We start from the raw sequence: 14,180 nt of genomic DNA on the forward strand, positions 1-14,180 counted from the left end.
GCTTCGTTATCCATCACCGCTAAAGCGCTCCCGGACGAATGGCTCCACCGACGGCGACTTTTCTCGGCGATCGCCCGCTCTGCCCCCAGCAGCTTCCTGCAACAAGGGTTGCAGGGCTTTGTCTATGGCTTCCCGAGCGCGGAAAGTGCGAGCGCACTAGACCGACCGACACGTCGCACGCGCTCGCAATGTCCTCAAGCTTGAAACGACCTCAATTCACGTAAAGTTAGGGCTGTCCGAGATCTTTTGGAAGTAACTGGATAGTTCGATGGACAGTGCCCTCGACTTCATCCTAAACAACGCGCGCCGTCTCTCTGCGACTCCATATCCTTGAGGCCACTATCGCCATCCGCAGACTCGGCGCTTTTCAGACTCTACCGCCGCGCCCGGTGGTCGCCGACCGCGCGACACCAAATAGTTTTTTGCCGTATTAATAGCGATGCGGTACAGCCGATGTGATAGAAGTAAGCGCTGTCGCCGCGAAGAGTGACCCAGTGCACGATAAGCCTTGCCAGAAGAGGCTTTTCCCGCGCACAGGCTCCCGCTTCACTGGGGTGTCGTTATAGTTCCACAATCATCAAGCCAAGAATCTTGTGCTGGTATTTCAGCACGAGCAGATCAAAAGCTCGCTTGTCGCCGCGTTGTACGGCTTACGAGCTGCTGACTTCTTCTGGGTCAACATCAGCTCCCCCCATTGGAGTCAAGGGAGTGTTGGACTACCTTTTAACAGGCTTGCAAACATAGACTCGGGCTTTGCGCAAAAGTTCTCCCCTCTCAGCAAGTTTCCTGTGGGCAGTATCTAGACCCGCACGAAACGCAGCCCGGACATGGCCGGCGACGGTGAAGCTTAAAATATGTGCGTGGTGGAATGCTTTTTACCCCCCGCAAATACCCACAATGTCCCTTTATAGGAACCTGCGTCTAGTTAGGCATGAAAAGTTCCTGGGTCCGCGCTCAGGTGTAAGAAGCTCATGGCTGCTTCTCAGTAGTGTGTCATTTAGCCTTGAATATTTGTACACGACCCTTTGCAGCAAGCTGCTATCATCGTTCCACTTGTACAGAACCCAAGCCCGCCGTGGTTTCACAATGCCATAAAAGCGCGGCTATTGTGCCGATCCACCCCTCTATAATACGAGTGCCCGCCAAGCTCGGAGTTTCAGACATGAGCCAACATTTCCAACACCACGTCCGGCAGTTCGCGGCAGCGGCGCCCTAGGGCCTCAGCCTTGCGCTAACCTTACCGAGCCATTTACGCGTTGCCGTTTTGAGCAAGGGCGACCTGGCCAGCGGCTCGACATTCTGGGCCCAGGGGGCGTTGCTGCTGCTGCAGCGCATCCACCTGCAATCCCATGTCGAACACCTGATGCTGCGGGTGGCCTGGTCATGAAGACGCTGTGCGCTTCACCGTCGAGCACAGCCGCGAGGCCATTCAGTGGCGGATCGACCAGGCGTGCCGCTTCAATTCGGCGATGACCAGTTACGACGGAAGACGGCGGTTTCGAGTTTCACCTGACCCGGGAAGGGCGGCGATAGCCATCGGCGTATCATCCATGCCGCCGATGCAACAGGTGCTCGACGATTTCAAAACCCTGCTGGCGCAAGCCCGGCTCAGGCCCAACATTGACCTGGAACAGCGCGTCGCGGTCGATCTGATCACCGAACGTCGCTTGGGTCTGGACGGTCAACGGTGCCTGGGCGCCTACGTGCTCAATCTCTCGCCACTCCGGCCAAGTCGACACCTACTGGGCGCGCGCTTCACCGCCTTGGCGGCGTCCGGTGGCGCGGCGAGAGGTTTCACCTTGTACCAACAGCCGCGACGGAGCCGCGCGACGGCATAGCGATGGCCTGGCGCTCCGGTTGCCGGGTGGCGAATCTGGAATCAACCGGTTTCACCCGCAGCTCGCCTGTATCACCCACAAGCCAAAGTTTTTGTTCGAAGCCCTGCGCGGAGAAGGCGCCTGGCTAAAACTGCCGAACGGCGAGCGCTTCATGCAGCGCTTTCTATCTCTGGCCGAACTGGCGCCACGAGAATATCGCGGCCCAGGATTCACCAGTCGAAATTAGCTAGCTCCTGGGCGTTGATTGCGTGTACCTGGACATCAGCCATAAACCGGCAGAATTCATCAAGACCCATTTCCCGACGGTCTACGAGCACCTGCCTTCAGTTTTCCATCGACATCACCAAGCAGCCGATGTTCCCGGTGGTGCCGGCCGCGCATTACACGGCTGGCCGGCGCGATGGTCGACGACAAAGCCCGCACTCGATGCGTGCCAGGCCTTTACTCCTCGGCGAAACCAGTTTCACCGGCCTGCACGGCGCCAACCGCATGGCCAGTAATTCGCTGCTGAAGGCGTTTTTGGTCGACGCCCTGCTGGCCGCCGCCGATACTGTCGAGCAACTGCCCAATGTACCCCAGCCTGAGGCGCTACCGACCTGCGTAACGCAAGCCAGGTCACCGACTCCGACGAAGACGTGATCATTGCCCACACCGTACGGGTTGCGGTTGACGTGGAAGGCCAATGCGGATATCGGCGACGAAGAAGCCTGCACAACGTGCCCAGCATCGGGTGCGCTTGCTGCTGGGACTGATCTACGCGTCCACAGCAACGAAACCAGCCGCGACCTGATCGAACTGCGCAACCTAGCGCAAGGTGCAGAAGGTCGATCTGCTCGGCCATGGGCAACCTGAAGGAAAGCCGGGGATCGCACTACACGCTCACCACCCAGATGTCCCTACCTGGACACCTGGTGCTGCTGATCACTGTTCCTCGTCAACCTCACCATACGCGCAACGCGCCGGTGATACTTCCGGCGCCAACGCGTCGCGTGGAATGCACACACTGCGCACCCGCCGCCCACGTTACGCCAGACGCTCCTGCCCAGACCAAACGCAGCACCACCGCCAAAGGCAGCGCCAGACTGTCTCGACGCAGTCGCACCGCCTTCCAGCCTGAACGAGCACTCCAAGCTGCCGAACCGGCTCCACCCCACCGGCGTAAACCGGTGAACGCCGAGGGACTGCTCAGTAAAATGAAGCGCGGCAGTGCCCAGCCTCCATGCATCAGGCACAGCAAGACACCGAGCGCGCCTGCCCAGTCCGGGACATCAGAAACAGGAAACCAGGGCCAACGCCTGAGCGATCAGATAGGCCGTCAGCAGGAGCCGTGAGGCCTGCCAACGGCATTCGTAGTCGATCACTCCGGTGACACGATCCAGAACGATGAAGGCGACCGCGTTGCAGTTCCGGATCTTCAGATTCGGCGCGCTGCATGAACCAGCCGAACATATCCTGATCTTCACACGTCAGCAATTTGCGTACGAAGATCGCTATCTTCGGCATGAAGGTGCGATAACTTCCCTACAAAAGGTACCAGCAACACGTCCAGCTCAAGCATGCCACGACTGGCCGTGCCAATAAAGCCGGTTGAGTTCAACGTCATCGACCATGGAGCGCTCCTCAAATAGGCGCGCGAACAGGACACGCGCAGTTCCAGCAGCGATAGCCGTTTTCCGGCTGCAGGAATCTTCAACGACGGTGATGTCGGTCAAACCATTCTGGCAGATACCGCATCATCACGCGCCCGAAGACCTTTACCCTCGCGATGATGAGTGCCATTAGCCGGACGCTGTCCCATCAGGGCGATATCCGCCGTCCTGTGCCTGATGCCAGCAAGTTCCTCGACAGGGCCAATTGAAATGGAATCACGACTCTACCACAGTACCGCGACCGGGCCAGCGCTGCACCAGAAGGCTCGTTATGATCAGCTCGCATCCTGCTTGAAGGCGATGGCTGCCTGCTGGCAATGGCGTCTGAACTGATTGAGCCGCAATTGGCTGATTTAAGAACATGCGGTGTTCGTATCAAAGCTGACCGACGAAAGCCCGGCCTGGGTCCGTTCTGGTCAAAGAACCTCACCCACACTGATAGCGCCTGGCTGATGAGGTCGCAAGCGTCAGACAGCGTGACGCGGTCACTGGCTTGATCGCCATTCGCGTATCTCCTGCCCGGTACCGAGCCGGCGCGGGCCGAGATCCAGGCCGAAGAACGTACGCGGGCTCGTCTTGCGGCGCAACTGGTCAGGCACATTGAATGACTGGCTGCTGGGTCAGATTCTGCCGTCGGCACCGGGTCAAGGACCTGGCGGTACTCGGGAAACCTTCATCGCAGATGATCAACCTGCAAGCCGGTGGTGTGGCGCGCGAGCTTCGAGAAGCTGCTACACCGGCCAGGAAATCGTCGCGCGCATGCAGTGACCCGGCAAACTCGAGCGACGACTGAATCGCTTCACCCTGACCGCGCTGAAATCCCTGAGCCCGGCACGCCACTGGTCTCGCCTAATCCATGCCAGTGCGGTGGCTAAGCCTTGCCATTGCCTGCAGTACTATGTATTCAGCTGTTGTGTGTGTGTTTGCAGGCCGAAGTGGTGCGATGATGGAGATCCCACTGCATCCTCAAGGCTCGTGCTGCCGTTGACCCACCTGCCTTATACATTGGACGCCAAGCTCAAAACCGAAAGTAGTCTATCAAGCTTAAACCCCTTTCCTGCCCCAAGTCAAAAACCCAAAAAATCACCCCCAAGTGCTCTGTCTGTCGAGCGCTTAGGGTCGACGACGCAATACCAAGAGATTCGACATGAGCGACATGGCTGACAACGTGCAAGCGGACTTCGTACCCAGGCGATCAATAACGATGCTGTGCTCTGTCTGCTGCCGGAAGTTGCGCTGAAAGTTGCTCTCGCCGCCGAAAATCCTGACATCAGCGTTGATGAGTTCTCAAGAAGGCAATCGGTGGCGACAACCTGCTTTCTGGATGCCGATCAAAGGCTTACCTGGACGCGCGCCAGTGTCGAGGTCAGCGACCTGCACACCGCCATCACCCGGCTGGGGATCAATTACAGCTGCAAGATCCTGCAATCCGGACTGGTGGTGGAGCGGAGATGTTTCAGGCCAAGTCCGAAGGCGCGCAAGAGCGCAGATGCGCGAACAGTCCGCAACAAAGCCTGCGCAAGTCGCGGTATCAGCTACAAGCTGTGCCGCACCTACTCGAAGCTTAAACCGGATCAAGGCGACCTTGGCGGCATATGTGCACGCTCGATTGGTGTACTGCCAATCCTGACGTACGCCGAAGACCATTACGAACTGCTCTCGGACTCCGTCAGCCTCAACCAATGGCCATCGAGCATATTCACCCGATCATCGGTGAAGAACTGCTCATCAGCTGGGAGTTCCCGGAGCCGCTCGCCAAGGTGCCGGGCAGTTCCAGGATTTCACCCGCCGACTGTCGAAGTGTGCCGGATCACGTCGACTGGGTGAATATTCCAACGTGCACAACTCACCCACGCACCAGCCATCCTTATGCTGGAATTGAACTTAAGCAGCTTGCCTGCCTTCGTCCTGCTGGGGTGTCTGCTGCCAATGGCCGTCTTGTTTCCGAAATGAATGAAGCCATGAACATGCTCTATTGAGCGCCGTTTTGAACAGGAAACCTCACCCGGACCTTCAAACCGCCTTCGGCACCGTCATGCAGGCTGATTCGTCAACAGGTGACAGATCTCACCGACAATCGCCAAACCCAAGCCTGACCCCGACCCCGCCGCTGACGACAGAAGCGTTCAATACTGGTTCAACGCTTCGTTCCAGGGATCCCCAGGCCTGTCGTCCTCGACTTCAAGAATGCATAGGGTGCCCTCACCCGCAGAATCACATTGCCACCCGTCGGAGAGACGCCAGGGCGTTATCCACCAGATTGTCCAGCAATTCGTTGAGCAATGTCGGCTCGCCGCGCAGCCACACACGTCTCCGGCCTCCAGCGCCACGCAACACCACGCGCATGGGCCAGCGGCGCCATGGCCATGCCCAGCTCGCGAGCCAGTTGGCTCAAGTCGAGCAACTGGGCGCCCCCTTCAGCAATTGCCCGGTGACGTTTTTTTTCATACGTGCCAGAGACAGTAATTGATTGGCCAGATGCGTCAGACACGAATCAGTGCCTGGCGCAGCCGATTCCAGAGCGGCGGCGGCCAGCTTCGCCCTCGGGATCGGTATCACAGTCCCCAATCCCAGAGCGCCTTGCAGCCGCTAATGGTGTGCGTAGTCACGGGGCGGGCATTTGCGCCGACACCTTCGCGCTGACGTCGAACTGGCACGCGCAGACGTTCGGTGAAGTGATTGATAGCTCGCACCCACCAGCGGGCGCAACTCACGCTGGACTTCCAGCGGCAACGCCCTTGTAGATCGTCGGGCTGGCGCTCTTTCTTCATGCAGCAGCAACGCTCCAGCGAAATCAGCGCCAGGCGTTACGGTGGAATGCACGAACACCAACGCGCCCATGCCGAGCATGCCCAGTACGCAGAACGGTGTCAGCCATCAGGCTGCGCGCCATGCACACCGGGCTTCCTCCTTGTCCGGCCACGCCAATCTCCGCCATACCGTTCATGTTCGGTTCACTGACGGGCTTGAGCAGGCTGACCACCCGTACGCCGTTGGATACCGCCCATCGAGAAGCTCGCCAGCGCCTGGTAGTCATCGGCGAAGCCGCGGCGGCGCGGGTACGGCGTAGCCAGAGATCAGCTTTTTGTCGATGCTGCTTGACTTCGTAGAATACCCGCCGACTGCTCATACGCAAAGGCGTCGATGCGATACGGCATTCGGCGCCGAACCGCTGTCGCGCTGCAAGTAGCCGGTGAACTGTTCGGCTCACGCCAGCAAGGTTCGGTCATAGGCCGTGTCGGCCGCTTTTGAACGACTTCCAGAGCGTGCTCAAGCTGCTTGCGAGCATCAATACGGTGAGCATCAGGTTCCACAACAGCTCAACGCAGGCTGCTGTGGTGTAGGACAGCTTGAGCATCACGGCTTTCAGAGCGAAGACCGCGGAAACGTAACAACGACAACAGCTTCGCCATCAGCTTTTTCGCGCAGGGCGGTACGTACATTTCATGGCGAGCGCTTGCAGCGCATCTTCATCCAGGCCAAACACTTGCGCCGCCAACTGTTCTTTACTCATCACCCGGTCGGTTGGCGATGAGCGCTTTCAGACCGCCTGTTCCATGAAGACGCCAGCGCGCAGGTAGCTCATCGCCGACAGAGGGTGAAGCGCCGAGTGTCGAGGTCATAGGCCAGCACCCGGCAACGCCGCCGGCGTTCGCCGCCGAGCACGCTACGGCGGAGCAACGCCTTGACCCGTGCTTCCAACTCGGTCAGTTCAAAGGGTTTGGCCAAATAATCATCAGCACCCAGATTGAGGCCGTGCACACGATCTTTGACATCGCTCCGCGCGGTCAGCATGCCACTGTAGATTTTTCCCTCGGGCCCGCAAGCGGCCCAACACTTCAAAACCGTCCATGCGCGGCAAGCCCACGTCCAGAATCGGCGATGACAATATCCCTCGACTGCTCAACGCCAAATCGGCGGCCACCCCATCGTGCAACTCACCGGCCAACCCATACTTTTGAGGGCTTGAGCCACGCTTTCGGCGAATTGCAGATGGTCTTCGACGAGAAGAACACGCATCGACTTCTCCAGATTCTTGGGCTTATAAGGCGTGGCAGCCGACAGCCCGCCATCGTTGGCTGTGAAGCACAGAAGATGTCAACGACAGCTGAAAGGTTAGTGAAACTTTCACCTTCTAGCATCGCGCTACGGTGGTCATGCGCAAAACTGAAAAGCGCCTTGAAGCGTTTTCAAAGGTTTTTATTAAAGAGATACAATGAAGTATTTCATTACGCTGTCCTTGCAGACTAGGTCGCCTGCCTGCTCCTTCGCCGGACCTCGGCCGCCCAGCGCCGTTGCCCTTGCCGTTTCAACGCCGAGCTACGCCATTCTATCGACGACAGCAGCGCCAGCCTGGAAACCCGCAACATGTACTTCAACCGCGACTTCCGCGCCATGGACCAGCGCCGAGCAATTGAAGCGCGACGAGTGGGCCCAAGGGCTGATCCTCAACGTCCAGTCAGGCTACACAGCAGGCACCTGCTCGGGTTCGCGGTGAGCTGCTCCATCGGCATGTTCGTGCACGGAACTCACTCAAGCCCGGATCGCACTCGGCATCCTGCTGCAACGCCACCCACCCACTGACAATGGCCGCGCCGCCGACGAATATTCCAAGTGGGGCCTGACGGGCAAGATGAAAATCTCGGCCACCGAACTTGAAGTCGGCCATCCTGAGCTGCAAACGTTGAAAGCCGATGATGGTGCATCCTGCCGCAGACCTTTGAAGGCGGTATGCTCACCTCCAGAGAGTTCAAGTACCTGCTTTTACTCGGCGGTCGTCTGGAGAAGGTCAAGGACCGCGATGACACCAGCAAGTGAAGACATCGCGCTGAACAACAAGAACAATACGTTTCGCTGCACGCGACGGGTGATCACTTCGCAGATGGCCTGGTTTGATCACAAACTCACCGACAAGAAGCCACCGCCATCACTTTGAGCTTCACTGATCAGGTCTACGACCAGGATTTCGTCGGCTCTGCTGCCTCGCAACCCGTGGGCCCAGAGACCCGGCCACCGACGGCGATCTTCGTGGTCAGCGGCGATCAGGGTCTGGCTCGCGGCGGTAACATCGACAACAAATCATTCAATGGCATCGTCAGCTACAGCCTGACTTGTTAGTTCAGCGCGGGTGATCAGCACATGTCCGGTGACAGCGCCTTCCCGTATGTGGATGGCAGCGATCCGTTCCTCATCAACTTCGTACAGTTGCCATTCTGCCAAGCCAACGAACACTTCCTGGAAGCGCGTTACGACTATGACTTCGCCAAGCTGGGGCGTCCCCGGCCTGACATTCATGAGCCGCTACGCCAGGCGACAACGCCAAGTGGCGAGCCATGACGGCGAAGGCAAAGAGTGGGAACGCGACAGCGAAATCAAATACGTGCAGAAGCCCAACAACTCGAAAACTACGCGCGCCTGCGCAACGACGTCCGACTCCAACTTCGCCCGGGCACGCTGATGAAGGCCTCGTCCTGGCCCAGTTACACGGTCGCGATCTGGTAATCGTTAGAACAGCTGGGCCCGAAATAACAACTCCCCTGGAACACAAACGCAAACCATGACTTTATCTTTGCGTCGTTTCGCCCTCGCCGCCAGCTGCATGCTAGTGGCTACCACAGACGCGCTCGCAGCCTAGCCCAAGTGCCCGCAACGCATCGCTCCGGCCTCACCGGGGGGCGGATTTGACTCAGCCCGTCAGTCTGGCACAGAGCGCGGTCGTCAACGAAAAGCTGCTGAGCAAACCGATGCGCGTGACCTACATGCCCGGCGGTGTCGGCGACTGGCGCAGCAGCCTGCAGCGGTCGCCCAGCGACCGGCCGACGCCGGCATCGGCGGCCCTGCTGTCCAGCGCGGCTTGCCGCCAACCTGGCACAGGGCGTCGGCCGCTTCGATGAGAACGCCGTGCGCTGGCTCGCGGCGGTCGGCACCAGCTATGGCGCCATCGCCGTGAAGCGACTCGCCCGACAACAACCCTCAACGTCCTCGCTGGAAGCGCTGAAAAAAGACCCTAGCAAAGTGGTGATCGGCTCCTGGTACTGCTGTTCGCAGCCAAGACTGGATGCAGACCGCCTCGATCGCGCGAAAGCCGCGGGCATCAACCCGCGTGACCTGCGTTATGTTGCCCTTGAAGGCGGCGGTGAAATCGCCACCGCGTCGCTCGGCGGGCACATTCAGGTAGGAGACACCGACATCTCCGACTCCATGCCGCACATCCTTAGCGGAGACATGCGCTTCGTCCTCGCCAGTTCTCCGAACGTGGACGAGCTCTGGAACGGAACACATTTCGACCGCCAAGGACAGGGTGCCACCAGATCGTCTGGCCGGTGGTACGCGGCTTCTACCTCGGGCCAAAAGTCAGTGATGAAGATGACGCCTGGTGGAAAAGCCTTCTCAACAAACTGCTGGCCTCCAACGACTCGCCGAGCTGACGAGGCAGGGCGACCGTTTCCCTTCGCCATGACGGGCCCGGAACTGGACGCGTACGTGAAGAAGCAGGTCGCCGACGATCCTGGCCAAGGAATTCTGCTCTATCGAGGGATTCAACTGACTTCATATCAGTGCTGGATCAATTTCAGGCGACGCGACACAGGAGTTACCCATGCTTCGTCACAATCAGTTCTCCCGGCTTGGCGCTGCCGTCGGTGCCGTTCGGCTCTGCCTGCCTCATGGCCTGGCCTTATCAGGCCGCATTTTCCTATGAACCGTGAGGCACCTCGGGATCCTCCTGCTGATGCTGGGGCTGATGGGCCTGGGCTTGCTGTACATGTGCTGTTTCGCCACAGCCCCTCGTCCACAAGGAAGAAGACCCTCAACTGGACCGCCCTATCTGATCAAAATCGCCACTTGCACGGTTTTGCTCCTGATCTTGCTGGCCTGTTCGAACCCTTCGGTTTGCATCCTCAAACATATTCACTGTATTCCCATGGCCCGTCGGGCACGGCGGTCGCTGGAAGCTGAGCGTGGTGGTCGTGACCTTGATCAGCGTCGGCCTTTACCTGTTGTTCGATAAAGCCATGGGACGTTCCGTTGCCGCTGGGCCTGCTCGACGTTCTGGAGAATTAATGTGGCAGACTTTCAGCCACCTGAGCCAAGGCTCTGCGTCGCCGTGACCCCTTGAGCAACTCGACTCACCGCCCGCGCGGCACCCTGATTGGCACCGTTGTCGGTTTGCTGCCCGGCCTGGGCCCGTTGCAATGGCGCGCGCCGTCCATCCTATCGGGTTTAGCTTTGCAGCACCCAGCGTTGATCCTGTGGCGGCGGTGTACCTGGTCTTGCCGAATGCCTTGCCATCAGCTCAGTCCTGCTGAAACATTCCGGGCGAAGCGTCCACGGTGATGACCACTCTCGACGGTTACCCGATGGCTCGCCAGGGTCTGGCCGGTGTCGCCTTGTCGCTGTCGGCGTGGAGCTGGTTTATCGGTGCGTTCATTGCCACGCCTGGCGGATGGCGCGCTTGCGCCCTTGCTGGCGAAGTGCGATATTGCCCTTCGGACCGGCGGAATATTTCGTACTGATCGGCGTTCGCAATCGTCTGCCTCGGCGGCATGGCCGGTGATCGTCCACGAAGACGTTTATCGCGCGCTGATCGGGCTGTTTCTGTCCATGGTCGGCATCGACGCCAACAGCGGTGTGTACCGTTTCACCGGCGACAACATCCATCCTCGACCCTCGACGGTATTCAGTTCGTGGTGTCGGCTCCTGGCTGGCTTTCTCTATCAGCGAAATTCTGATTGCTGCTGGAAAAAAACCGATTGTGGTAAGAGGCGGTCAAAGCCACCTGCGCCGCATGATGTTCAACTTCAAAGAAGCCAGCTCGGTGGAGCCTTCGCGGCGACCTGCGACTGGCGCGCTCGGCTTCATCGATGGGCGTGCTGCCGGGTGCTGGCGCGACACTGGCCAGCGCGCCGCCGTGGCCTACATGACCGAGAAGCGTCTGGCGGGCAAGACCGGAAAATTCGGACAAGGTGACATACGCGGCCTCGGCGCCCGCAGCCGCCTATCGGCGGTGCGGCATGTGGAGCGCTGGTGCCGATGACTTCGAGGTTCTGGTCTGGAACGACAGCAGGTGATGATCGGCGCTTTGTCGCTGTACAACATCACGCCCGGCCCATTGCTGTTTCACAGTCGATATCGTCCTGGGGCCTGATCGCCTCATTGTTCGTCGCCAACGCTACGCCGGCGACCTTCCTGGATATTCCCTACCACCTGAATCTTCACCCGCATCCTCGCCGTGCCGAACTGGCGCAACGGCGCGCCGGCCAGATTTCGCGACGATCACTGCGATCTGGCGCTCGACGCCGTACAGCGCCACCACCTTCTGAGCCGCCTTCCTGATGGTTGGTATCGGTATCTTCGGCGCGACATCCTGCGCAAGATGGACTTTCCTCTGTCGCCGGTCCTGCTGGGCTTTATCCTCGGCGGCTTGATACCGTACCCTGCTGCGCCCTGTCGATCTCCAACGGTGCGCTGGAAATTCTTTCGGTCCAGCCCGATTACCTTCGGGATATGGGTGCTGACGGCCATCATGCTGCTGATGCCGTCGTGCGGATCTGGTGCAGCGTCTGCACGCTCGCCGTTGTAGCGGATGTTCATCTGCTCGATGCGGCGGGTACTCGCTGTTGCTGTTGGTGATGATCCGCCAGCCAGGTCGGCTGGCCGCTGCCGTGGATGGCGGCGGTCTTGCCGCCGCGATCATCCTGGTGCGCTGCCTGACGCCCTGGCAACTTGCGCAGTTCCCGGGTGGCTCTTAGGCGGGCAGTGGATTGTCGGGATTGGCATCCTCGTACTTCACGCCGGTTGTCATCGACAGGCTCATCGCATTTCTGTGGCTTGATCTTCTTCGCAGACGTCGTAGCCACCAGCGTCTCCAGCGCGGCCTTGAAGTCCTGGCTGATGCGACGTAGCGGCGAAGATCGCGCAACGGCGTTCTTTTCCAGCATGCCGGGCGGCTCTGGCGAAATGGTCAACCTCGGAGCGCGCAACGGCGCAATCCTCGAGCAGCGTCGCGGCGGGACAGAGTTTGCAGTGTTGATGGTGGCGCTGGGCCAGGCGTTCTTCACTGTTCAGATTCTTGCTGGGCGACGGTGCGCCTGCATCGAATCCGGCAGCCGTTGACTGGTCCCGGCTGCTGGTGCTGTTTCCGGCAAGGCCGCGTATCGCTGGCGTGGCTCTTGCAGGCCGACAGTTCAATCCATGGCTGTTCGGGCCGCTACTGCTCGAGCGCCTTGCCATCACCTGGGACTGGACATCCGGGTCTACCGCAAGGCGGCAGCCAGATCGGCCAATGGCTGATCGGAAGCGGCCTGGGCTGCCATTTCAATCGTTCGTTCTTTCGGCGGGCGCCGTCGTTTATTGGCCTGAAGATCGCCGTGCAGACACCGCACGTCCACTCATGCTGATCGCCGCCCTCGCCGCTGGCCTGCCCCGGAGCGTGATGACCAGTCCCCGCACGCGCTTCATTAACCCTGGCAATGACATGCCGGGGCGCATTGCCCAACGAGCTGACGCCTGACGTCTGTCGGTGCCGCTGGTCACGGCAATGCAGGTCATGCGCCTGCTGTTCGACAGACCGTTCTTCGCCCGAACCCTCGCCCGTTCGGCACTGGGATAAGCGGGCTGAAGTAGAGACCGGAGCCGACCGTTCTGCGACGCAGCCCGCTATTTTCTGTGGGAACGAATTCATTCGCGAAGTAGTCAGGACGCCCGCCACTGGCATTCAGGTCAAGCTCGCCGGCAATCTCCAGTCAATCGGGTCACTTTATTTTGGTCAGCAACTGGCTTTGGCGCGCTAAGCGTCCGTTGCCGAGAAAGCCTTTGTAGGCGGACAGCGGCGAGGGGTGTACCGAGGTCAGTACCAGGCGTTTGCTGGCGTCGATCAGTTTCTGTTTGCTTTGGGCATGAGCACCCCACAGCATAAACACCACGGTCAGCGGCTGACGTTCGCTGATGACCTCAATCACCTTATCGGTGAAGATCTGCCAGCTCTCCTGCTGTTAAGCAGCGTTCGCGCGTTCGACGGTCATGGTGGTGTTGAGCAGCAGCACGCCCTGATCGGCCCAGGACTGCAAGCAGCCGTGATTGGCGATGTCGATGTTCGAGGTCACGCTTGAAAGCTTTTTCAGATATTGACCAGCGATGGCGCTTGCCGGGCAACGCCTGGCTGCACCGAGAGCAGCAGCCACCCGGCCTGACCTGGGCCGTGGTACGGATCCTGGCCAAGGATCACCACCTTGACCTTGTCCAGCGGCGTCGAGTTCAAGCCGCATCCAGACGATCGGGCCCGGTGGATAGATTTCCTTGCCTGCGGTGTGCTCCTGGCGCAAGAACTCACGCAGTTCGTTCATATACGGTTTTTCGAATTCCTCACGCAACGCGTGCTTCCAGCCGGATTCGAGTTTGATACGGTCATCGTTTGTCATGGACACCTGCAAAAAATCAATGCGCGGACACTAGGCAAAGTGAGCTGCCCACGTCAATCGCTCAATGTCATTGCACCACGCGGCCCCTGCCCCTCCCTGTACTTCCTGGTAATCACCGTTTGCAACTCACCCCTCCCGCACCACCACAGACCCATGAAACCCCCGCCCCCCGAGAGGTCATGATGAATCTGCAATTTGAAGAACTCCACGCCCAAGTACGGCGCGCGCATTGGTGTTGCCAGCCTGGATGCGGGAAAAGTCTCTCATGTGATCGT

The 14,180-nt window shown here is 59.5% G+C and carries 5 protein-coding genes and 12 pseudogenes; 11 read left to right on the forward strand and 6 right to left on the reverse strand.

Annotated features, from left to right (window positions below):
* Positions 1-93 precede the first annotated feature (93 nt).
* Positions 94-647, reverse strand: a pseudogene (locus ACVBEG_RS26785) (sigma factor-like helix-turn-helix DNA-binding protein); the annotation flags it as partial.
* Positions 648-1,162: 515 nt separating this feature from the next.
* Here ACVBEG_RS26785 and ACVBEG_RS26790 point away from each other — a divergent pair.
* Positions 1,163-2,740 (forward strand): annotated as a pseudogene (locus ACVBEG_RS26790) (FAD-binding protein); the annotation flags it as partial.
* 19 nt (positions 2,741-2,759) lie between these two features.
* Here ACVBEG_RS26790 and ACVBEG_RS26795 read toward each other — a convergent pair.
* Together ACVBEG_RS26795 and ACVBEG_RS26800 are read right to left on the reverse strand one after the other, a co-directional pair.
* Positions 2,760-3,199, reverse strand: a pseudogene (locus ACVBEG_RS26795) (hypothetical protein).
* A gap of 34 nt (positions 3,200-3,233) precedes the next feature.
* Positions 3,234-3,448, reverse strand: a pseudogene (locus tag ACVBEG_RS26800) (FAD assembly factor SdhE); the annotation flags it as partial.
* A 1,389-nt stretch (positions 3,449-4,837) separates the two neighbouring features.
* Here ACVBEG_RS26800 and ACVBEG_RS26805 point away from each other — a divergent pair.
* Positions 4,838-5,245 (forward strand): annotated as a pseudogene (locus ACVBEG_RS26805) (HDOD domain-containing protein); the annotation flags it as partial.
* A gap of 214 nt (positions 5,246-5,459) precedes the next feature.
* On the opposite strand, the pseudogene ACVBEG_RS26810 reads toward ACVBEG_RS26805, so the two are convergent.
* Positions 5,460-6,845: pseudogene (locus tag ACVBEG_RS26810) on the reverse strand (sensor histidine kinase).
* Positions 6,808-7,507, reverse strand: a pseudogene (locus ACVBEG_RS26815) (response regulator). The pseudogenes ACVBEG_RS26810 and ACVBEG_RS26815 overlap by 38 nt, the downstream one beginning before the upstream one ends.
* A 196-nt stretch (positions 7,508-7,703) precedes the next feature.
* Here ACVBEG_RS26815 and ACVBEG_RS26820 point away from each other — a divergent pair.
* The 9 genes and pseudogenes from ACVBEG_RS26820 to ACVBEG_RS26860 all read left to right on the forward strand — a co-directional run.
* Positions 7,704-7,985, forward strand: coding sequence for an OprD family outer membrane porin (locus tag ACVBEG_RS26820; RefSeq protein ID WP_447108505.1), 282 nt, complete (start codon positions 7,704-7,706; stop codon positions 7,983-7,985).
* 135 nt (positions 7,986-8,120) lie between these two features.
* Positions 8,121-8,423 carry a hypothetical protein gene (locus ACVBEG_RS26825; RefSeq protein WP_447108506.1) on the forward strand — a complete coding sequence of 101 codons (303 nt, stop codon included), beginning with the start codon at positions 8,121-8,123 and terminating at the stop codon, positions 8,421-8,423.
* Entirely contained in the window at positions 8,420-8,605 is a 186-nt protein-coding gene (locus ACVBEG_RS26830) for a hypothetical protein (RefSeq protein WP_447108507.1), read from the forward strand. The genes ACVBEG_RS26825 and ACVBEG_RS26830 overlap by 4 nt, the downstream gene beginning before the upstream one ends.
* Positions 8,606-8,626: 21 nt before the next feature.
* The gene (locus ACVBEG_RS26835) at positions 8,627-8,824 is read left to right on the forward strand and encodes an OprD family outer membrane porin (protein WP_447108508.1); all 198 of its coding nucleotides are present in this window, start codon (positions 8,627-8,629) and stop codon (positions 8,822-8,824) included.
* Positions 8,742-8,945, forward strand: a complete 204-nt coding sequence (locus tag ACVBEG_RS26840) for an OprD family outer membrane porin (protein ID WP_447108509.1) — start codon at positions 8,742-8,744, stop codon at positions 8,943-8,945. Before ACVBEG_RS26835 ends, ACVBEG_RS26840 begins: the two co-directional genes overlap by 83 nt.
* A gap of 99 nt (positions 8,946-9,044) precedes the next feature.
* Positions 9,045-9,991, forward strand: a pseudogene (locus ACVBEG_RS26845) (Bug family tripartite tricarboxylate transporter substrate binding protein); the annotation flags it as partial.
* Positions 9,992-10,152: 161 nt separating this feature from the next.
* Positions 10,153-10,549: pseudogene (locus ACVBEG_RS26850) on the forward strand (tripartite tricarboxylate transporter TctB family protein).
* A gap of 78 nt (positions 10,550-10,627) precedes the next feature.
* Positions 10,628-12,026: pseudogene (locus ACVBEG_RS26855) on the forward strand (tripartite tricarboxylate transporter permease); the annotation flags it as partial.
* A gap of 98 nt (positions 12,027-12,124) precedes the next feature.
* Positions 12,125-12,995: pseudogene (locus tag ACVBEG_RS26860) on the forward strand (AbrB family transcriptional regulator); the annotation flags it as partial.
* Positions 12,996-13,202: 207 nt separating this feature from the next.
* Here the strand turns inward: ACVBEG_RS26860 and ung are convergent.
* Positions 13,203-13,905, reverse strand: a pseudogene (gene ung / locus ACVBEG_RS26865) (uracil-DNA glycosylase).
* Positions 13,906-14,180 lie beyond the last annotated feature (275 nt).

It is taken from the genome of Pseudomonas sp. GG8, assembly GCF_052976945.1.